This is a genomic window from Escherichia sp. MOD1-EC7003, assembly GCF_002965065.1.
Lineage (GTDB): Bacteria > Pseudomonadota > Gammaproteobacteria > Enterobacterales > Enterobacteriaceae > Escherichia.
In genome coordinates, this window is sequence record NZ_PTRE01000031.1 from 30495 (window position 1) to 48676 (window position 18182).

20 protein-coding genes, 1 pseudogene and 1 riboswitch are annotated in these 18182 nt (G+C 51.0%); of the genes and pseudogenes, 9 read left to right on the plus strand and 12 right to left on the minus strand.

What is annotated here, in order from left to right; translation table 11 throughout:
• Positions 1 to 80 precede the first annotated feature (80 nt).
• Genes cecR through A7090_RS05560 form a run of 5 tightly spaced genes read left to right on the plus strand, consistent with a single transcriptional unit; the run spans position 81 to position 5722 of the window.
• On the plus strand, positions 81 to 752 hold the full coding sequence (cecR, locus tag A7090_RS05540) for a DNA-binding transcriptional regulator CecR (protein ID WP_001295890.1): 672 nt from the start codon (positions 81 to 83) through the stop codon (positions 750 to 752).
• Positions 753 to 754: 2 nt separating this feature from the next.
• Positions 755 to 1750, plus strand: a complete 996-nt coding sequence (gene hlyD, locus A7090_RS05545; RefSeq protein ID WP_123056927.1) for a secretion protein HlyD — start codon at positions 755 to 757, stop codon at positions 1748 to 1750.
• The gene (locus A7090_RS05550) at positions 1743 to 3479 is read left to right on the plus strand and encodes an ATP-binding cassette domain-containing protein (RefSeq protein ID WP_105273301.1); all 1737 of its coding nucleotides are present in this window, start codon (positions 1743 to 1745) and stop codon (positions 3477 to 3479) included. The genes hlyD and A7090_RS05550 overlap by 8 nt, the downstream gene beginning before the upstream one ends.
• Positions 3472 to 4605, plus strand: a complete 1134-nt coding sequence (locus A7090_RS05555; RefSeq protein ID WP_105273302.1) for an ABC transporter permease — start codon at positions 3472 to 3474, stop codon at positions 4603 to 4605. The genes A7090_RS05550 and A7090_RS05555 overlap by 8 nt, the downstream gene beginning before the upstream one ends.
• A 10-nt stretch (positions 4606 to 4615) precedes the next feature.
• Entirely contained in the window at positions 4616 to 5722 is a 1107-nt protein-coding gene (locus A7090_RS05560; protein WP_001704899.1) for an ABC transporter permease, read from the plus strand.
• On the opposite strand, the gene A7090_RS05565 is transcribed toward A7090_RS05560, so the two are convergent.
• The gene (locus A7090_RS05565) at positions 5684 to 6094 is read right to left on the minus strand and encodes a YbhQ family protein (protein WP_000871982.1); all 411 of its coding nucleotides are present in this window, start codon (positions 6092 to 6094) and stop codon (positions 5684 to 5686) included. The two genes, A7090_RS05560 and A7090_RS05565, sit on opposite strands and share 39 nt — an antisense overlap.
• Positions 6095 to 6226: 132 nt before the next feature.
• On the opposite strand from A7090_RS05565, the gene A7090_RS05570 reads away from it, so the two are divergent.
• The 3 genes and pseudogenes from A7090_RS05570 to A7090_RS25700 form a co-directional block, all read left to right on the plus strand.
• The gene (locus A7090_RS05570) at positions 6227 to 6988 is read left to right on the plus strand and encodes an endonuclease/exonuclease/phosphatase family protein (protein ID WP_105273303.1); all 762 of its coding nucleotides are present in this window, start codon (positions 6227 to 6229) and stop codon (positions 6986 to 6988) included.
• The gene (clsB, locus tag A7090_RS05575; RefSeq protein ID WP_105273304.1) at positions 6985 to 8226 is read left to right on the plus strand and encodes a cardiolipin synthase ClsB; all 1242 of its coding nucleotides are present in this window, start codon (positions 6985 to 6987) and stop codon (positions 8224 to 8226) included. Before A7090_RS05570 ends, clsB begins: the two co-directional genes overlap by 4 nt.
• Positions 8226 to 8336: pseudogene (locus A7090_RS25700) on the plus strand (UPF0104 family protein); the annotation flags it as partial. The gene clsB and the pseudogene A7090_RS25700, both read left to right, overlap by 1 nt.
• A gap of 47 nt (positions 8337 to 8383) precedes the next feature.
• Here A7090_RS25700 and A7090_RS05585 read toward each other — a convergent pair.
• The 10 genes from A7090_RS05585 to moaA all read right to left on the minus strand — a co-directional run bounded on the left by A7090_RS05585 (position 8384) and on the right by moaA (position 14215).
• Positions 8384 to 8605 carry a hypothetical protein gene (locus A7090_RS05585; RefSeq protein ID WP_105273306.1) on the minus strand — a complete coding sequence of 74 codons (222 nt, stop codon included), beginning with the start codon at positions 8603 to 8605 and terminating at the stop codon, positions 8384 to 8386.
• Positions 8598 to 8975 carry a DUF3969 family protein gene (locus A7090_RS05590; RefSeq protein WP_105273307.1) on the minus strand — a complete coding sequence of 126 codons (378 nt, stop codon included), beginning with the start codon at positions 8973 to 8975 and terminating at the stop codon, positions 8598 to 8600. Before A7090_RS05590 ends, A7090_RS05585 begins: the two co-directional genes overlap by 8 nt.
• Positions 8976 to 9033: 58 nt before the next feature.
• A complete protein-coding gene (locus A7090_RS05595) occupies positions 9034 to 9747 on the minus strand; it encodes a Bax inhibitor-1/YccA family protein (protein WP_105273308.1) in 714 nt (237 codons plus the stop codon).
• 69 nt (positions 9748 to 9816) lie between these two features.
• A complete protein-coding gene (locus tag A7090_RS05600; RefSeq protein ID WP_240245880.1) occupies positions 9817 to 10560 on the minus strand; it encodes a Bax inhibitor-1 family protein in 744 nt (247 codons plus the stop codon).
• Positions 10561 to 10669: 109 nt separating this feature from the next.
• Complete coding sequence (locus A7090_RS05605; protein ID WP_105273310.1) at positions 10670 to 11374, minus strand: Bax inhibitor-1/YccA family protein; 705 nt, start codon at positions 11372 to 11374, stop codon at positions 10670 to 10672.
• A gap of 137 nt (positions 11375 to 11511) precedes the next feature.
• Positions 11512 to 11964 (minus strand): molybdopterin synthase catalytic subunit MoaE, encoded by a 453-nt coding sequence (gene moaE / locus A7090_RS05610; RefSeq protein WP_000852287.1) that lies wholly within the window; start codon positions 11962 to 11964, stop codon positions 11512 to 11514.
• 1 nt (position 11965) lies between these two features.
• A complete protein-coding gene (moaD, locus tag A7090_RS05615; protein ID WP_105273311.1) occupies positions 11966 to 12211 on the minus strand; it encodes a molybdopterin synthase sulfur carrier subunit in 246 nt (81 codons plus the stop codon).
• Positions 12204 to 12689, minus strand: a complete 486-nt coding sequence (gene moaC, locus A7090_RS05620) for a cyclic pyranopterin monophosphate synthase MoaC (protein ID WP_000080885.1) — start codon at positions 12687 to 12689, stop codon at positions 12204 to 12206. Before moaC ends, moaD begins: the two co-directional genes overlap by 8 nt.
• 2 nt (positions 12690 to 12691) lie before the next feature.
• Entirely contained in the window at positions 12692 to 13204 is a 513-nt protein-coding gene (gene moaB, locus A7090_RS05625) for a molybdenum cofactor biosynthesis protein B (RefSeq protein WP_105273312.1), read from the minus strand.
• A gap of 21 nt (positions 13205 to 13225) precedes the next feature.
• Positions 13226 to 14215, minus strand: a complete 990-nt coding sequence (gene moaA, locus A7090_RS05630; protein WP_097502660.1) for a GTP 3',8-cyclase MoaA — start codon at positions 14213 to 14215, stop codon at positions 13226 to 13228.
• Positions 14203 to 14347, minus strand: a riboswitch (molybdenum cofactor riboswitch). It overlaps the preceding gene by 13 nt.
• A 265-nt stretch (positions 14348 to 14612) precedes the next feature.
• On the opposite strand from moaA, the gene yvcK reads away from it, so the two are divergent.
• Positions 14613 to 15521 carry a uridine diphosphate-N-acetylglucosamine-binding protein YvcK gene (yvcK, locus tag A7090_RS05635; protein ID WP_105273313.1) on the plus strand — a complete coding sequence of 303 codons (909 nt, stop codon included), beginning with the start codon at positions 14613 to 14615 and terminating at the stop codon, positions 15519 to 15521.
• 191 nt (positions 15522 to 15712) lie between these two features.
• Here the strand turns inward: yvcK and uvrB are convergent, their stop codons facing one another.
• Complete coding sequence (gene uvrB / locus A7090_RS05640; RefSeq protein ID WP_105273314.1) at positions 15713 to 17734, minus strand: excinuclease ABC subunit UvrB; 2022 nt, start codon at positions 17732 to 17734, stop codon at positions 15713 to 15715.
• Positions 17735 to 18182 lie beyond the last annotated feature (448 nt).

An 18182-nucleotide genomic window follows, 5' to 3' on the forward strand; every position in this document is an offset into this window, starting at 1 on the left:
TAAAATTCTTAGCCATACTGGACAACTCCAATAAGGAGACATAGTCTTAATCAATCATTTGATTAAGAATGGACTGTCTGATGAATAATCCTGCCATGACAATCAAGGGTGAACAGGCGAAAAAACAGCTGATTGCCGCCGCACTGGCGCAGTTTGGTGAATACGGAATGAACGCCACCACCCGCGAAATAGCCGCCCAGGCCGGACAGAATATCGCTGCTATCACCTACTACTTCGGTTCGAAAGAAGATTTGTACCTCGCCTGCGCCCAGTGGATTGCCGATTTTATTGGCGAGCAGTTCCGTCCGCACGCGGAAGAGGCCGAACGTTTGTTCGCACAACCTCAGCCGGATCGGGCGGCAATCCGTGAACTGATCCTTCGTGCCTGCAGGAATATGATTAAGCTGCTCACCCAGGATGACACCGTCAACCTCAGCAAGTTTATCTCCCGTGAGCAGCTCTCTCCCACGGCAGCCTACCACCTGGTGCACGAACAGGTGATTAGTCCGCTACACAGCCACCTTACACGCCTGATTGCCGCCTGGACCGGCTGCGATGCCAGCGACACTCGCATGATCCTTCATACCCATGCGCTGATTGGCGAGATTCTGGCGTTTCGTCTTGGCAAAGAAACCATTCTGTTACGTACCGGCTGGACCGCGTTCGATGAAGAAAAGACCGAACTGATTAACCAGACGGTGACCTGTCATATCGACCTGATTTTGCAAGGATTATCGCAAAGGAGTTTGTAGTGATGAAAAAACCTGTCGTGATTGGACTGGCGGTAGTGGTACTTGCCGCCGTGGTTGCCGGAGGCTACTGGTGGTATCAAAGCCGCCAGGACAACGGCCTGACGCTGTATGGCAACGTGGATATTCGTACGGTGAATCTTAGCTTCCGTGTCGGTGGTCGCGTTGAGTCGCTGGCGGTAGACGAAGGTGATGCAATCAAAGCGGGCCAGGTGCTGGGCGAACTGGATCATAAACCATATGAAATTGCCCTGATGCAGGCAAAAGCGGGCGTTTCAGTGGCTCAGGCGCAGTATGACCTGATGCTTGCCGGGTATCGCGATGAAGAAATCGCTCAGGCCGCCGCAGCGGTGAAACAGGCACAAGCCGCGTATGACTATGCGCAGAATTTCTATACCCGCCAGCAAGGGCTTTGGAAAAGCCGCACCATTTCGGCAAATGACCTGGAAAATGCCCGCTCCTCGCGCGACCAGGCACAGGCAACGCTGAAGTCAGCACAGGATAAATTGCGTCAGTATCGCTCCGGTAACCGTGAACAGGACATCGCCCAGGCGAAAGCCAGCCTCGAACAGGCACAGGCGCAACTGGCACAGGCAGAGTTGAATTTGCAGGACTCAACGTTGATAGCCCCCTCTGATGGCACGCTGTTAACCCGCGCGGTTGAACCTGGCACGGTACTCAATGAAGGCGGCACGGTGTTTACCGTTTCGCTGACGCGACCGGTATGGGTCCGCGCTTATGTTAACGAACGTAATCTCGATCAGGCGCAGCCGGGGCGCAAAGTGCTGCTTTATACCGATGGTCGCCCGGACAAACCGTATCACGGGCAGATTGGCTTCGTTTCACCAACGGCTGAATTTACCCCGAAAACCGTCGAAACGCCGGATCTGCGTACCGACCTCGTCTATCGCCTGCGTATTGTGGTGACCGATGCCGATGATGCGTTACGCCAGGGAATGCCAGTGACGGTACAATTCGGTGACGAGGCAGGTCATGAATGATGCCGTTATTACGCTGAACGGTCTGGAAAAACGCTTTCCGGGCATGGTCAAGCCCGCTGTCGCACCGCTCGACTGTACCATTCATGCTGGTTATGTGACGGGGCTGGTAGGGCCGGATGGCGCAGGTAAAACCACGCTGATGCGGATGCTCGCGGGATTACTGAAACCTGATAGCGGCAATGCCACGGTGATTGGCTTTGATCCGATCAAAAACGACGGCGCGTTGCACGCCGTTCTCGGCTATATGCCGCAGAAATTCGGTCTGTATGAAGATCTCACGGTGATGGAGAACCTCAATCTGTACGCGGATTTGCGCAGCGTCACCGGTGAAGCGCGGAAGCAAACTTTTGCTCGCCTGCTGGAGTTTACGTCCCTCGGCCCATTTACCGGGCGCCTGGCGGGCAAGCTCTCCGGCGGTATGAAACAGAAACTGGGGCTGGCCTGTACGCTGGTGGGTGAACCGAAAGTGTTGCTGCTCGATGAACCCGGCGTCGGCGTTGACCCTATCTCACGGCGCGAACTGTGGCAGATGGTGCATGAGCTGGCAGGCGAAGGGATGTTAATCCTCTGGAGCACCTCGTATCTTGACGAAGCCGAGCAGTGCCGTGACGTGTTACTGATGAACGAAGGCGAGCTGCTGTATCAGGGAGAACCGACGGCCCTGACGCAAACTATGGCCGGACGTAGCTTTCTGATGACCAGTCCACACGAGGGCAACCGCAAACTGCTACAACGCACCTTGAAACTGCCGCAGGTCAGCGACGGCATGATTCAGGGGAAATCGGTACGTCTGATCCTCAAAAAAGAGGCCACACCAGATGATATTCGCCATGCCGACGGGATGCCGGAAATCAATATCAACGAAACTACGCCGCGTTTTGAAGATGCGTTTATTGATTTGCTGGGCGGTGCCGGAACCTCAGAATCGCCGCTGGGCGCAATATTACATACGGTAGAAGGCACACCCGACGAGACGATGATCGAAGCGAAAGAACTAACCAAGAAGTTTGGCGATTTTGCCGCCACCGATCACGTTAACTTTGCCGTTAAACGTGGAGAGATTTTTGGTTTGCTGGGGCCAAACGGCGCGGGGAAATCGACCACCTTTAAGATGATGTGCGGTTTGCTGGTACCGACCTCCGGCCAGGCGCTGGTGCTGGGAATGGATCTGAAAGAGAGTTCCGGTAAAGCGCGCCAGCATCTCGGCTATATGGCGCAAAAGTTTTCGCTCTACGGCAACCTGACGGTCGACCAGAATTTACGCTTTTTCTCTGGTGTGTATGGCTTACGCGGTCGGGCGCAGAATGAAAAAATCTCCCGTATGAGCGAAGCATTTGGTCTGAAAAGTATCGCCTCCCACGCCACCGATGAACTGCCCTTAGGTTTTAAACAGCGGCTGGCGCTGGCCTGTTCGCTGATGCATGAACCGGACATTCTGTTTCTCGATGAACCCACTTCCGGCGTCGATCCCCTCACCCGCCGCGAGTTCTGGCTGCACATCAACAGCATGGTAGAGAAAGGCGTCACGGTGATGGTTACCACCCACTTTATGGATGAAGCGGAATATTGCGACCGTATCGGCCTGGTGTACCGTGGGAAGCTGATTGCCAGCGGTACGCCGGATGATTTGAAAGCACTGTCGGCTAACGATGAGCAACCCGATCCCACCATGGAGCAGGCCTTTATTCAGTTGATCCACAACTGGGATAAGGAGCATAACAATGAGTAATCCGATCCTGTCCTGGCGTCGCGTACGGGCGCTGTGCGTCAAAGAGACGCGGCAGATCGTTCGCGATCCGAGTAGCTGGCTGATTGCGGTGGTGATCCCGCTGTTGCTGCTGTTTATTTTTGGTTATGGCATTAACCTCGACTCCAGCAAGCTGCGCGTCGGAATTTTGCTGGAACAGCGTAGCGAAGCGGCGCTGGATTTCACCCACACCATGACCGGTTCGCCCTATATTGACGCCTCCATCAGCGATAACCGACAGGAACTGATCGCCAAAATGCAGGCAGGGAAAATTCGTGGTCTGGTGGTGATTCCCGTGGATTTCGCCGAACAGATGGAGCGCGCCAACGCCACCGCACCGATTCAGGTGATCACCGACGGCAGTGAGCCGAATACCGCCAACTTTGTGCAGGGGTATGTCGAAGGGATCTGGCAGATCTGGCAAATGCAGCGAGCGGAGGATAACGGGCAGACTTTTGAACCGCTTATTGATGTACAAACCCGCTACTGGTTTAACCCAGCGGCGATTAGCCAGCACTTTATTATCCCCGGTGCGGTGACCATTATCATGACGGTCATCGGCGCCATTCTCACCTCGCTGGTGGTGGCGCGGGAATGGGAGCGCGGCACTATGGAGGCTTTGCTCTCTACGGAGATTACCCGCACGGAACTGCTGCTGTGTAAGCTGATCCCTTATTACTTTCTCGGCATGCTGGCGATGCTGCTGTGTATGCTGGTGTCGGTGTTTATTCTCGGCGTGCCGTATCGCGGGTCGCTGCTGATTCTGTTTTTTATCTCCAGCCTGTTTTTACTCAGTACCCTGGGGATGGGGCTGCTGATTTCCACGATTACCCGCAACCAGTTCAACGCCGCTCAGGTCGCTCTGAACGCCGCTTTCCTGCCGTCGATTATGCTTTCCGGCTTTATTTTTCAGATCGACAGTATGCCCGCAGTGATCCGCGCGGTGACGTACATTATTCCCGCACGTTATTTCGTCAGCACTCTGCAAAGCCTGTTCCTCGCCGGGAATATTCCAGTGGTGCTGGTGGTGAACGTGCTGTTTTTGATCGCTTCGGCGGTGATGTTTATCGGCCTGACGTGGCTGAAAACCAAACGTCGGCTGGATTAGGGAGAAGAGCATGTTTCATCGTTTATGGACGTTAATCCGCAAAGAGTTGCAGTCGCTGCTGCGCGAACCGCAAACCCGCGCGATTCTGATTTTACCCGTGCTGATTCAGGTGATCCTGTTCCCGTTCGCCGCCACGCTGGAAGTGACCAACGCCACCATCGCCATCTACGATGAAGATAACGGCGAGCACTCAGTAGAACTGCCCCAGCGTTTTGCCCGCGCCAGCGCCTTTACCCATGTGCTGTTGCTGAAAAGCCCACAGGAGATCCGCCCAACCATCGACACACAAAAGGCGTTACTGCTGGTGCGTTTCCCGGCTGACTTCTCGCGCAAACTGGATACCTTCCAGACCGCGCCGTTGCAGTTAATTCTCGACGGGCGTAACTCCAACAGCGCGCAAATCGCCGCCAACTACCTGCAACAGATCGTCAAAAATTATCAGCAGGAGTTGCTGGAAGGAAAACCGAAGCCAAACAACAGCGAGCTGGTGGTACGCAACTGGTATAACCCGAATCTCGACTACAAATGGTTTGTGGTGCCGTCGCTAATCGCCATGATCACCACTATCGGCGTAATGATCGTCACTTCACTTTCCGTCGCCCGCGAACGTGAACAAGGTACGCTCGATCAGCTACTGGTTTCGCCGCTCACCACCTGGCAGATATTCATCGGCAAAGCCGTACCGGCATTAATTGTCGCCACCTTCCAGGCCACCATTGTGCTGGCGATTGGTATCTGGGCGTATCAAATCCCCTTCGCCGGATCGCTGGCACTGTTCTACTTTACGATGGTGATTTACGGTTTATCGCTGGTGGGATTCGGTCTGTTGATTTCATCACTCTGTTCAACACAACAGCAGGCGTTTATCGGCGTGTTTGTCTTTATGATGCCCGCTATTCTCCTTTCCGGTTACGTTTCGCCGGTGGAGAACATGCCTGTGTGGCTGCAAAACCTGACGTGGATTAACCCTATTCGCCACTTTACGGACATTACCAAGCAGATTTATTTGAAGGATGCGAGTCTGGATATTGTGTGGAATAGTTTGTGGCCGCTACTGGTGATAACGGCCACGACAGGGTCAGCGGCGTACGCGATGTTTAGACGTAAGGTGATGTAACTTCTTATCTTTCGCAAGCAAAGACACTACCGCCGGGCCGGCAAGGATTGCCAGCCCTGCAATGGCCAGCAAAAAGTTGTTTTCCAGTACGCGGGATAACAGCCACAGCACAATCAGTGCCGCGCCAAAATACCAGGTGGTGGTCAGCTCTTCCAGTACGTCTGCCACCTCACGCCAGCGTTGCTCAGGGTGGCGCTGAAACACCAGCATCATCACTACCGTGACACAATACAGTGCGCATAATCCCACGCCGACATGAACCAGAGTCTTACTCATCCAGCCCACAACCAGCAGCGCCACTACCAGTAAATGCAACATAATCTGCCAGCAACTTAGACCCGTTGCGACACGAACACGTTGTTGCCACTTCATGGCTTCTCTCCTGAAGAATTTATCTCTACTTACTCAGAGTACCGAACTTTACGGAAAATTCCGTAAGACCGCACCTTTTTGTGACGCCGACTACACTATTTCAATGAGATAAGAGGCAAAGACAGGAAAATTATGCCCGATCAAACACAACATTTTTCGTTCAAGGTGCTCACCATCAATATTCACAAAGGCTTTACCGCGTTTAACCGACGCTTCATTTTGCCGGAATTGCGCGACGCCGTGCGCACCGTCAGCGCCGATATTGTTTGCCTGCAGGAAGTGATGGGCGCGCACGAAGTTCATCCGCTGCATGTGGACAACTGGCCCGATACCTCGCACTACGAGTTTCTCGCCGACACCATGTGGAACGATTTTGCCTACGGTCGCAATGCCGTATACCCGCAAGGGCATCACGGCAACGCCGTACTGTCGCGCTATCCCATTGAACATTATGAGAATCGTGATGTTTCGGTCGATGGTGCGGAAAAGCGCGGCGTGCTCTACTGCCGCATTGTGCCGCCGATGACCGGGAAAGCGATTCATGTGATGTGCGTACATCTGGGCCTGCGTGAGGCGCACCGTCAGGCGCAGCTTGCGATGCTCGCCGAGTGGGTGAATGAGCTGCCGGACGGCGAACCGACATTGGTCGCGGGTGATTTCAACGACTGGCGGCAAAAAGCTAATCATCCATTAAAGGTCCGTGCCGGGCTGGATGAGATATTTACCCACGCCCACGGACGTCCGGCGCGCACGTTTCCGGTGCAATTTCCTCTACTACGTCTGGACAGGATCTACGTCAAAAATGCCAGCGCCAGTGCGCCAACCGCGTTACCGCTGCGGATCTGGCGACACCTTTCTGATCATGCCCCTTTAAGTACGGAGATTCATTTATGAAATGTCGCTGGCGCGAAGGCAATAAGATCCAGTTGCTGGAAAATGGCGAGCAGTATTATCCCGCAGTGTTTAAAGCGATTGGCGAGGCACAAGAACGCATCATTCTTGAAACGTTTATCTGGTTTGAGGATGACGTCGGCAAACAGCTGCATGCGGCGCTACTGGCAGCCGCGCAACGCGGGGTAAAAGCGGAAGTCTTGCTGGATGGCTACGGTTCGCCGGATCTCAGCGATGAGTTTGTCAATGAACTGACGGCAGCTGGCGTGGTATTTCGCTACTACGATCCCCGCCCTCGCCTGTTCGGCATGCGCACCAATGTGTTTCGCCGGATGCATCGCAAAATTGTGGTGATCGACGCGCGTATCGCCTTTATTGGCGGGCTGAATTACTCTGCAGAGCATATGTCCAGCTACGGTCCAGAAGCTAAACAAGATTACGCGGTGCGCCTCGAAGGGCCGATTGTCGAAGATATTCTGCAATTTGAGCTGGAAAACCTGCCAGGACAGAGCGCGGCACGACGCTGGTGGCGACATCATCATAAAGCGGAAGAGAACCGCCAGCCAGGAGAAGCGCAGGTATTGCTGGTCTGGCGCGATAACGAAGAACATCGCGATGATATCGAACGCCACTATCTGAAAATGCTCACTCAGGCGCAGCGGGAAGTCATTGTCGCCAACGCCTACTTCTTCCCCGGCTATCGATTTTTACACGCCTTGCGTAAAGCTGCCCGCCGCGGGGTACGGATCAAACTGATCATTCAGGGCGAACCGGATATGCCCATTGTCAGAGTCGGCGCACGCTTGCTGTATAACTATCTGATTAAAGGCGGCGTTCAGGTGTTTGAGTACCGTCGCCGCCCGCTCCACGGCAAAGTGGCATTGATGGACGATCACTGGGCGACGGTAGGGTCCAGTAATCTCGATCCGCTCAGTTTGTCACTGAATCTCGAAGCAAATGTGATCATCCACGATCGTCATTTTAACCAGACGCTGCGCGATAATCTGAACGGCATCATCGCTGCCGACTGCCAGCAAGTGGATGAAAGTATGCTGCCGAAACGCACCTGGTGGAACCTGACCAAAAGCGTGCTGGCATTCCACTTTTTACGCCATTTCCCGGCGCTGGTCGGCTGGCTTCCGGCGCACACACCACGTCTGGCGCAGGTTGATCCCCCCGCACAACCGACAATGGAAACTCAGGATCGGATAGAAACTGAAAACACGGGGGTAAAACCCTGATGAGTAAATCACACCCGCGCTGGCGCTTAGCAAAGAAACTCCTCACCTGGCTGTTTTTTATCGCGATGATTGTGTTGCTGGTGGTCTACGCCAAAAAGGTGGACTGGAAAGCCAGGCGAAGAAGTTACGGGCGAAAAATGAAGCGGCGATGTGAAGTTCAGTTAAGTTCTTTGGGTTTAAGTTCGGGATGCTGTTTATAAATGGGGTTCATTATGTCAATTAGCATGCACCCCATAATTTCACCAACGGCGGCCTGATAAATATTAAGCTCAGATTCATCGCAACTTCTCTGAACAAGTGAAACGGAATTATCTAATTTTGCACCAATCTCAAGCATTAATGCACTGATATCTGCTGCGACAGTTTTATCTTTAAACACTCTGCAAATTCTCATTATTGCTAAATTCAAAGGAAACCACGTTTTCCATTTCATCACTCATGGGATAAGTATCTTTTTTTGTATATGTAAAATCACTTGTTTTGGATATTAAGTTTTTTATTGCAGCATCAAAATGCTCAGGGACTAATGACTCAATATCTTCAAACTCACAACCTAGATCAATTATATCTATTAACTCTTTATCACAACCATTTTTGTGCAAAAGTCTGGAAATAAAAGGTCTAAAAACAAGTAATTCAGATTCATCTATAGTTATTGAACCTTCTTTGAGTGAATGTAAAATTCCTGAAAGCAGAATAGCCATAAACTTATCCACATATTTATTATCGATGGTACAAACTAACTGCATGACATTCCTCTCTATTGTATTTCAGATACTACCTTTCTAAACGTGAGCCGAAAGTGCGTTAAATATGGAATCGAGTATGCTTTTGCCAAAAAATCGTTATAACTATTGCTGCAAGTATACCAAAGAAGCCGATAAAATAGTAATAGAGTGTTAATGCACCTATAAAAGCACAACGAACCGAACTCCATAATTCTTCACTATGGCTTTTTCCTGTCAGTTCAAGGAGCTTATTTCGTCCATGCGAGATAATGCCTGACCATAAGACAATCATTAAGCAACTTATTACCCAAATGGGTCGTTCACTCATTAATGTGGCATTCACGATGATTACCAGGGCCAACCCTGTTAACGTCATCATAATGATAAAACGGTGAGAACCAGGATCAAATTTAAACAATATACCTGCCAGCATACTGATTAAGAACATCGATCCGGCAGTGCTGAACACGACGATAATGGCAGGTACAGGGACTAAACTTGCAACGACAATCGCTACCAAAGAGAGTAAAAACAGATATATTACGCCTGCTATGACTGCATTTATCTTGTTGATATCCATGCTTAAGCCATACATACAAAGTAATAAGAATCCTATGGTGACATACATTGGCGGTGAATCATATTTTGTTGCCGTGATTTCGAGATGCTTTGCTATCCAGGCCAGTCCTGCGTTTGCCACCAAACCTAAAGCGGTAATGAGCCATATGCCGTTTAATATTCTCGCCTCGCGTAGGAAATCATTAGCTATGTTATTTGATGAGCGCGTTGCCATTATTTCTGTATCCTTAAGTTAAATATCAATATCTATTCCAATTAACGTAATAAAACTCATCAATTCGCACTACCACCACACTAAACCATTAATAAAATAAAGAACTGTTACAGTAATCCTAAAGAGGATGCTTAAAATACTGAAATAGAGAATTATTGCCCCAGGAACGAGACCGCGAAGAGAACCTGAAATTTCAGAGTTGTCAGCAACACGGATCAAATCTTCCAGTGTTGTTGCTTCACAGGCAGCCGTAATGCCCCAAACAACTACTGTCAGAATACTCATTAACCACACGGAAAAACGGCTGGTAAGAGTCAGGTTAACAACAATAGCAATACTCAAGCCACAGAATATATATAAGCATAACTGTCTAACCGGTGGGATAACCCTATTAGTACAACAGCAAATTAGCGCCATTGCGGCAAACATCCCTCCTGTAATTCCCATTACCGTCGCTATGCCCGAAAAGGTAAAAAGGCTGGCGAAGAGAAAGCCAATAAGCAGAATTATTAGCAGATAGACCAGACATGCGCCTGATGCATTGAGTCTTTTCAGGGCGTAGTTTAACCAGAGACCACCTATTATCAACACAGCAAAAGCGAAGATAAACGCACCAGGGGAATCTTGTGAATAGCCCCAATGCAAGTGCTGAAATATCCAGGCACAGCCTGCCGTAGCCCATACTCCAGCAGCTGTTAACCACCAAATGAGGGACAGCATTTTGCTGTGCGAAGCGCTTATTTGCTGTAATTGAGTAGCAGTGGATCGTCTGTTCAAATGCGTTATCTGTCCCTGAAATTGTGCAGTGGACATAGTCTGGCATTTGTGGCGATTCAATTCTCATGTAAATGAGCGAAATCGCCTTTATAAATTCCGAAAAAATCCCGACGCCAGGCCGGGATTCAGAGAATTAGAAACGAAGTTAACGGCGGTTGCCGAAGATCCGCAGCAACATCAGGAACAGGTTGATGAAGTCCAGATATAAGGTTAATGCGCCAAGAATGGAATATTTGCGCAGGTTTGATGTGTCGCGGGTATCAATCTGCTCACCCATGTTTTTCAATTTCTGAGTGTCATAGGCGGTCAGGCCGACAAAGACAATTACGCCGATGTAGGTGACTGCCCACATCAATGCTTCGCTTTTCAGCCAGAAATTGACCAGCGATGCCAGCACAATACCGATCAACGCCATAAACAGTATATTGCCAAAACCACTTAAATCGCGCTTCGTGGTGTAACCATACAGGCTCATGGCGCCGAACATCCCGGCAGTAACGACGAAAGTACTGGCGATCGAAGCGGCAGTATAGACAATGAAAATACTGGAAAGCGTAAGACCAGTCAGCGTTGAATAAAGCATAAAGAGCATCGTCGTTACACCAGCGCTCAACTTTTGAATCATCGCTGATAACACAATAACCAGTGCTAATTGCGCAATGATCAGACCGATTAAAAAGACACGGTTAGTGAACAACAGCTCCATCACAGCCGCGGAATTAGCCGCATACCAGGCAACAAACGCGGTCAGCAACAAGCCAACGGTCATCCAGCCATAGACTTGCGCCATATAGGTTTGCAGGCTGGCACGGGGTTGTACGATTGAATCAGAACGTGGGAATCTGTCCATGACGATCTCCTGAAGATATAAGGAATATCTTAAGGATACTGCAAAAATGATAGGGCCGTGCATCGACGTAGCGTAAACGCATGTACTGAGCGGTGAAATTGCCGGACGCAGCGGTGCCTTATCCGGCTAACAAAAAACTACCAGCGTTTTGCCGCCTGCTGATCGCTTTCCCGAGCTTCGACCCAGCGGTCGCCTTCCGGCGTGGCTTCGCGCTTCCAGAACGGTGCACGAGTTTTGAGATAGTCCATAATAAACTGCCCGGCCTCAAACGCACTGCTGCGATGCGCACTGGTGACACCGACAAAAACAATTTCGTCACCTGGCCATAATTCGCCGATGCGATGAATCACCGTGACGCGCCCCAGCGGCCAGCGGTTACGCGCTTCATCGACAATTTCTGCCAGTGCTTTTTCAGTCATCCCCGGATAATGTTCGAGGGTTAATGCTTTGACGCTGTCGCCCAGGTTATGGTTGCGCACCTTACCGGTAAAGGTGACTACCGCACCGTCTTCATCACGCTCAGCCAACCACGGGTACTCTTCTCCTACGCTGAACGGCTGCGGGCCGACAACAATTTTGGTTTCTGCCATTTTAGCCTCCGGTCACTGGCGGGAAGAAAGCTACTTCGTCACCATCAGTCAGCGGATGGTCAAAACTCACCAGCGTCTGGTTGACGGCAGCCAGCAATTTGCCATCTTCCAGCGCCAGCGCCCAGCGCTCGCTCTGCGCCGCCAGGTGCTGGCGTAAGGCTTCTACGGTTGGGAAATCCGCAGCCACTTCGGTAGCATCCGTTCCCACCAACTCGCGCACCTGGGCGAAAAAAAGAACGTTAATCATCCGCTTCCACCTTAAAGTCACCTGATTTGCCGCCGCTCTTTGCCAGCAAACGTACCGGACCAATCACCATATCTTTTTGCACCGCTTTGCACATGTCGTAGATGGTCAGCGCCGCCACGGAGGCTGCGGTTAATGCTTCCATTTCGACACCGGTTTTTCCGGTCAGACGGCATAAGGTTTCTATACGAACCCGATTGTGCTCCGGCTCGGCCTGTAAATTGACTTCAACTTTGCTGAGCATCAGCGGGTGACACAGCGGGATCAGATCCCATGTGCGTTTTGCAGCCTGAATACCGGCAATACGCGCTGTGGCAAATACGTCGCCTTTGTGGTGGCGACCATCAATAATCATCGCCAGCGTCTCGCTGCGCATGGTGACAAAGGCTTCGGCGCGCGCTTCACGTACAGTTTCCGCTTTCGCGGAGACATCCACCATGTGCGCTTCGCCAGCGGCGTTGATATGGGTCAGTTGCGACATACTTATTTCTTCAAATGTGGATGGAAATTACACGGACGCGTACGAGCATCCAGTTGCGGCGCGATGATATTTTCCCAGGCGGTACGGCACGCTTTGGTTGAACCGGGCATAGCGAAAATCAGCGTTTTGTTAGCGACGCCCGCTACCGCACGAGATTGCAATGTTGAAGTGCCTATCTCTTCGAACGACAACATACGGAATACTTCGCCGAAACCTTCAACTTCACGGTCGAACAACGGTAACAACGCTTCAGGTGCCTGATCGCCTTCGGTCAGCCCAGTACCACCAGTAATTAACACCACTTGTACATCGTCGCTGGCGATCCACGTAGAAACCTGAGCGCGAATAGCGTAGCGGTTTTCTTTCACAATGGCTTTATCGACAACATGATGGCCCGCTTCCAGCGCCGAATCGCGCAGATAGTGACCGGAGGTATCGTCTTCTTCACCGCGACGATTAGAAACCGTAAGAATAGCAATACGGGTCGGGATAAATTCAGTGCTTACCTGACTCATCTGATCTCTCCTTTTGACGTTTTAACCGCCAATGTACGATAAGTTTTGCGTAATACCGGCGTTGTTTTGATGCAGGAAATGAGTCTGTTTTTTCTCCCGCAGCGCCGCTGAAATACGCGCTTCCAGCGCCTGTTGCTGGGTATCGTCTTCCAGCAGATCGCGCAGGTTAACGCCGCCTTCACCAAACAGGCAGAGATGGAGTTTACCAATGGAGGAGACGCGCAGACGGTTGCAAGTGGCGCAGAAGTCTTTTTCATACGGCATGATAAGGCCAATCTCTCCGGCGTAATCCGGATGACAAAAGACTTGCGCGGGACCGTCGCTGCGTTGACGTAATTGATGTATCCAGCCGCGACGCAGTAGCTCGTCACGCAAAACCTGACCAGAGATGTGATGCTTACGGAAGAGCTCGCTGCCCTCGCCCGTTTCCATCAGTTCGATGAAACGCAGCTGGATGGGACGATGCTGGATCCAGTTCAGAAAGGTGTCGAGCTGGTGATGATTAACATCACGCATCAGCACGGTATTGACTTTGACCTTCTCAAAACCAGCCTCAAATGCGGCGTCAATCCCCGCCATGACCTGGTTGAATTTGTCCTGCCCGGTAATGGCATGAAACTGGCGAGCATCGAGGCTATCGACGCTGACGTTAATGCCAGTAAGGCCAGCATCGCGCCAGTTCGCCACGTCGCGTTCCAGACGGTAACCATTGGTGGTGACCGCAATCTGGCGGATAGCGTCGTTTTCTCGCACAGCGGCGATGATATCGGTAAAGTCGCGGCGTAAAGACGGCTCTCCCCCCGTCAGACGGACTTTTTCGGTGCCCAGACTGGCAAAGGCGCGCGTAACCCGGCGAATTTCATCGACGGTAAGAAAGCCTTTATTGGTGACGCCGCTCGGTTTGTAGCCATCCGGCAGGCAGTAGGTGCAACGAAAGTTACACACATCGGTAATTGACAGGCGCAAGTAGTAAAACTTACGCGCAAATGCATCAGTCAGTTGTGAAGCCATGTACACCTTTCCAGATACGGGAGGCGAAGTCATTTCTTCCTTCGCCCTGGTGGCAATCTTTACGAGCATTGTCACGGCCAAAGCACCGTATCAGTTGACCCAGGTGCAGAGGCTAGAGTGTTTAGTGGTTACGCCGATACTAGCGTGTAAATGAAACTTTTACCATTCACAGTTTTCGCTATGTAATCATGTATATAGCGCCATAATCGTGCCATTTCGCTACAGAATAAGGGAAAATGGCGGTTTTACTTTGATGTATATCATCAGGGAGGCATAGCGTGCATCGTCCTTTAGAGGTAGAAGAAAATAGTTTGTATCCTCAATATTGGCAGGTTAATTGCTGTTTCCCCGCAATTTGCGCTACTGTAGCGCGGATAATCTGACTCCAGGAATCTATATGCGCAATCGTACGCTGGCTGATCTTGATCGTGTTGTTGCTCTCGGCGGGGGGCATGGACTGGGACGTGTTCTTTCATCACTTTCGTCTTTGGGATCTCGTTTAACGGGCATTGTGACCACTACCGATAATGGCGGCTCAACAGGGCGTATTCGTCGCTCGGAAGGCGGTATCGCCTGGGGCGATATGCGCAACTGCCTCAACCAGCTGATTACAGAACCCAGCGTCGCTTCCGCGATGTTTGAATACCGTTTTGGTGGTAATGGCGAACTTTCCGGGCATAACCTTGGAAATTTAATGTTAAAAGCGCTGGATAATTTGAGCGTGCGGCCTTTGGAAGCAATTAATCTGATTCGTAATCTGCTGAAAGTAGACGCACATTTAATCCCGATGTCAGAACATCCTGTTGATCTGATGGCAATTGATGCCCAGGGGTATGAAGTTTACGGCGAAGTGGATATTGACCAGTTAACTACGCCGATTCAGGAGTTACTGTTAACGCCTAATGTACCCGCAACGCGTGAGGCGGTTCATGCTATCAATGAAGCAGATCTCATCATTATTGGGCCTGGCAGTTTTTATACCAGCCTGATGCCAATCCTGCTGCTGAAAGAAATCGCACAGGCATTACGCCGCACGCCAGCGCCGATGGTCTATATCGGCAATCTGGGGCGTGAGCTGAGTTTACCTGCGGCTAATCTGAAACTGGAAAGCAAGCTGGCAATTATGGAGCAGTATGTCGGTAAAAAGGTGATTGATGCGGTCATCGTCGGGCCAAAAGCGGATGTCTCGGCGGTGAAAGAGCGGATTGTGATTCAGGAAGTGCTGGAGGCCAGCGATATTCCGTATCGTCATGACCGCCAGCTGTTACATAACGCACTAGAAAAAGCATTACAGACTTTAGGTTAACGAGAAGCCGAAAGAAAATTCCGGCTTCCGATTGAAGACAAAGCGCACATTGTTCATGCCAGATGCGGTGTAAACGCCTTATCTGGTCTACAAACATTACACATTCAATATATTGCAGAGATCATGTAGGCCTGATAAGCGTAGCGCATCAGGCTGTTTTGCGTTTGTCATCTGTTTTCTTCGCCATCCTGTCACGAAGCCGCAATGAACAGCTCACGCAGCTGATGCAACTGGTCACGAATTTGCGCCGCTTCTTCGAACTCCAGATTCTGCGCGTGTTGCATCATCTGCCCTTCCAGTTCATGGATTTTCTGCTGCAACGCTTTTGGCGACATATCCATTGGCATATCATCTGGCTCGACAATAGCACGAGATTTCCCTCTGCCCTTCGCTTTGGTTTTCGCAATGTTCTGCCCCAGTGCCAGGATATCGACTACTTTCTTGTTCAGCCCTTGCGGCGTAATACCATGCTCTTCGTTGTAGCGTTGCTGTTTCTCACGGCGACGTTCGGTTTCGCCAATCGCTTTCGCCATTGACGGCGTGATCTTATCGCCGTAGAGAATCGCTTTACCGTTGACATTACGTGCCGCACGCCCAATGGTCTGAATTAATGAACGTTCAGAACGCAGGAATCCTTCTTTGTCGGCGTCGAGGATCGCCACCAGTGAAACTTCTGGCATATCCAGACCTTCGCGCAGTAAGTTGATCCCCACCAGCACGTCGAACTCACCCAGACGCAAGTCGCGGATGATTTCCATACGCTCGACGGTATCGATATCTGAGTGAAGATAACGCACGCGCTCGCCGTGTTCTTCGAGATATTCAGTGAGATCTTCTGCCATCCGCTTGGTCAGTGTTGTGACCAGTACGCGTTCGTTAATTGCCGCTCGCTGACGAATCTCCGAAAGAAGATCATCAACCTGTGTCGCCACCGGTCGGACTTCGATTATCGGATCAAGCAATCCGGTTGGACGCACCACTTGATCCACCACATCGCCGCCGGATTTTTCCAGCTCGTAATGACCCGGCGTCGCCGAAACATAGATAGTTTGCGGCGCTAATGCTTCGAATTCTTCAAACTTCAGCGGACGGTTATCCAGCGCCGAAGGCAGGCGGAAACCATACTCCACCAGTGTCTCTTTACGCGCCCGGTCACCGCGATACATGCCGCCAATTTGTGGAATGGTGACGTGAGATTCATCAACGACCAGCAGACCATCGGCAGGCAGGTAATCAAACAGCGTCGGCGGTGGCTCTCCCGGCCCGCGCCCGGAGAGGAAGCGCGAGTAGTTTTCAATGCCCGAGCAATATCCCAGCTCATTCATCATCTCCAGATCAAACTGGGTACGCTGGGTCAGCCGCTGCTCTTCCAGCAGCTTGTTGTTCTCCAACAACACTTTTCGTCTGGCGGCCAGTTCTTCTTTGATCTCTTCCATCGCCTGCACAATGCGCTCGCGCGGTGTAACGTAGTGCGTTTTCGGGTAGATGGTAAAACGTGGAATAGTGGAAACAATCTGCCCGGTTAGCGGGTCAAATAACGACAATCGTTCCACTTCCTCGTCAAACAGCTCCACGCGAAGAGCAATGTCATCCGATTCTGCCGGGAAGATATCAATCACTTCACCTCGAACGCGGAAAGTACCACGCTGGAATGCCTGATCGTTACGAGTGTATTGCAGCTCTGCCAGTCGGCGCAGGATCGCACGCTGATCGATAATCATACCGACCGTGAGATGGAGCATCATCTTGAGATATAAATCAGGATCGCCCAGACCATAAATCGCGGAAACAGACGCCACCACAACCACATCACGCCGCTCCAGCATCGCTTTGGTTGCGGACAAACGCATCTGTTCGATATGTTCGTTTACCGAGGCATCTTTCTCAATGAAGGTGTCAGAACTCGGTACGTAGGCTTCCGGCTGATAGTAGTCGTAGTAGGAGACGAAATATTCCACTGCGTTTTCCGGGAAGAACTCTTTCATCTCGCCGTACAGCTGGGCCGCCAGCGTCTTGTTGGGTGCCAGTACCATTGTTGGGCGCTGAAGGTCAGCAATGACATTGGCAATGGTGAACGTTTTCCCGGAGCCTGTCACACCAAGTAACGTCTGGTGCGCCAGGCCATCTTCCAGCCCCTCTTCGAGACGTCGAATCGCCTCTGGCTGATCGCCAGAAGGTTTAAAAGCGGAATTCAGTTTGAACGGTTTACTCATGAGTCGCTACCTGAAGGAGTTGGGCGGGCAGGTATGTAATTTTACTCGTCGTGCTTAATTATGCCAACAAATTATACTGGATAAAAAAACAGTTCATCACCATAATTTTCTGTTACACCGTAAACTCCGCTGTCAATCATGAGCAAAATTTACTCTGCGGCGAGATAAAACTCCGGCCTTATCAGGTTATCCCCAAAGCAATGGCTTTTTTAACATTTGTCAAGATGAGTGATGACAGTTTTATGGCAAGAGATGTCTCTTTAGTGACTGCCATTGCATTTATCTAACCAGTTAAAAAATAAAAGATAATTCTTTGAGCCGTCTTTAACGCCAATTCACGTGCAAGCCGCGTATTCTCTCGCTTGCCTCGTGTTTTCTAACTCTAATACACATAGTTATCCACAGGAATAGTGGATAACTGTCTGCAGCCCCTATCCCCCCTGGCCTG

Bases quoted from the DNA above. Each gene is read 5' to 3' on its own strand.
- A7090_RS05600 (WP_240245880.1), bottom strand. From the start codon at position 10,560: ATGTCCACTGCACAATTTCAGGGACAGATAACGCATTTGAACAGACGA.
- moaA (WP_097502660.1), bottom strand. From the start codon at position 14,215: ATGGCTTCACAACTGACTGATGCATTTGCGCGTAAGTTTTACTACTTG.
- clsB (WP_105273304.1), top strand. From the start codon at position 6,985: ATGAAATGTCGCTGGCGCGAAGGCAATAAGATCCAGTTGCTGGAAAAT.
- hlyD (WP_123056927.1), top strand. From the start codon at position 755: ATGAAAAAACCTGTCGTGATTGGACTGGCGGTAGTGGTACTTGCCGCC.
- A7090_RS05565 (WP_000871982.1), bottom strand. From the start codon at position 6,094: ATGAAGTGGCAACAACGTGTTCGTGTCGCAACGGGTCTAAGTTGCTGG.
- A7090_RS05605 (WP_105273310.1), bottom strand. From the start codon at position 11,374: ATGGACAGATTCCCACGTTCTGATTCAATCGTACAACCCCGTGCCAGC.
- A7090_RS05550 (WP_105273301.1), top strand. From the start codon at position 1,743: ATGAATGATGCCGTTATTACGCTGAACGGTCTGGAAAAACGCTTTCCG.
- A7090_RS05590 (WP_105273307.1), bottom strand. From the start codon at position 8,975: ATGCAGTTAGTTTGTACCATCGATAATAAATATGTGGATAAGTTTATG.
- uvrB (WP_105273314.1), bottom strand. From the start codon at position 17,734: ATGAGTAAACCGTTCAAACTGAATTCCGCTTTTAAACCTTCTGGCGAT.
- moaB (WP_105273312.1), bottom strand. From the start codon at position 13,204: ATGAGTCAGGTAAGCACTGAATTTATCCCGACCCGTATTGCTATTCTT.
- cecR (WP_001295890.1), top strand. From the start codon at position 81: ATGAATAATCCTGCCATGACAATCAAGGGTGAACAGGCGAAAAAACAG.
- A7090_RS05560 (WP_001704899.1), top strand. From the start codon at position 4,616: ATGTTTCATCGTTTATGGACGTTAATCCGCAAAGAGTTGCAGTCGCTG.
- A7090_RS05595 (WP_105273308.1), bottom strand. From the start codon at position 9,747: ATGGCAACGCGCTCATCAAATAACATAGCTAATGATTTCCTACGCGAG.
- yvcK (WP_105273313.1), top strand. From the start codon at position 14,613: ATGCGCAATCGTACGCTGGCTGATCTTGATCGTGTTGTTGCTCTCGGC.
- moaC (WP_000080885.1), bottom strand. From the start codon at position 12,689: ATGTCGCAACTGACCCATATCAACGCCGCTGGCGAAGCGCACATGGTG.
- A7090_RS05555 (WP_105273302.1), top strand. From the start codon at position 3,472: ATGAGTAATCCGATCCTGTCCTGGCGTCGCGTACGGGCGCTGTGCGTC.
- A7090_RS05570 (WP_105273303.1), top strand. From the start codon at position 6,227: ATGCCCGATCAAACACAACATTTTTCGTTCAAGGTGCTCACCATCAAT.
- moaD (WP_105273311.1), bottom strand. From the start codon at position 12,211: ATGATTAACGTTCTTTTTTTCGCCCAGGTGCGCGAGTTGGTGGGAACG.
- moaE (WP_000852287.1), bottom strand. From the start codon at position 11,964: ATGGCAGAAACCAAAATTGTTGTCGGCCCGCAGCCGTTCAGCGTAGGA.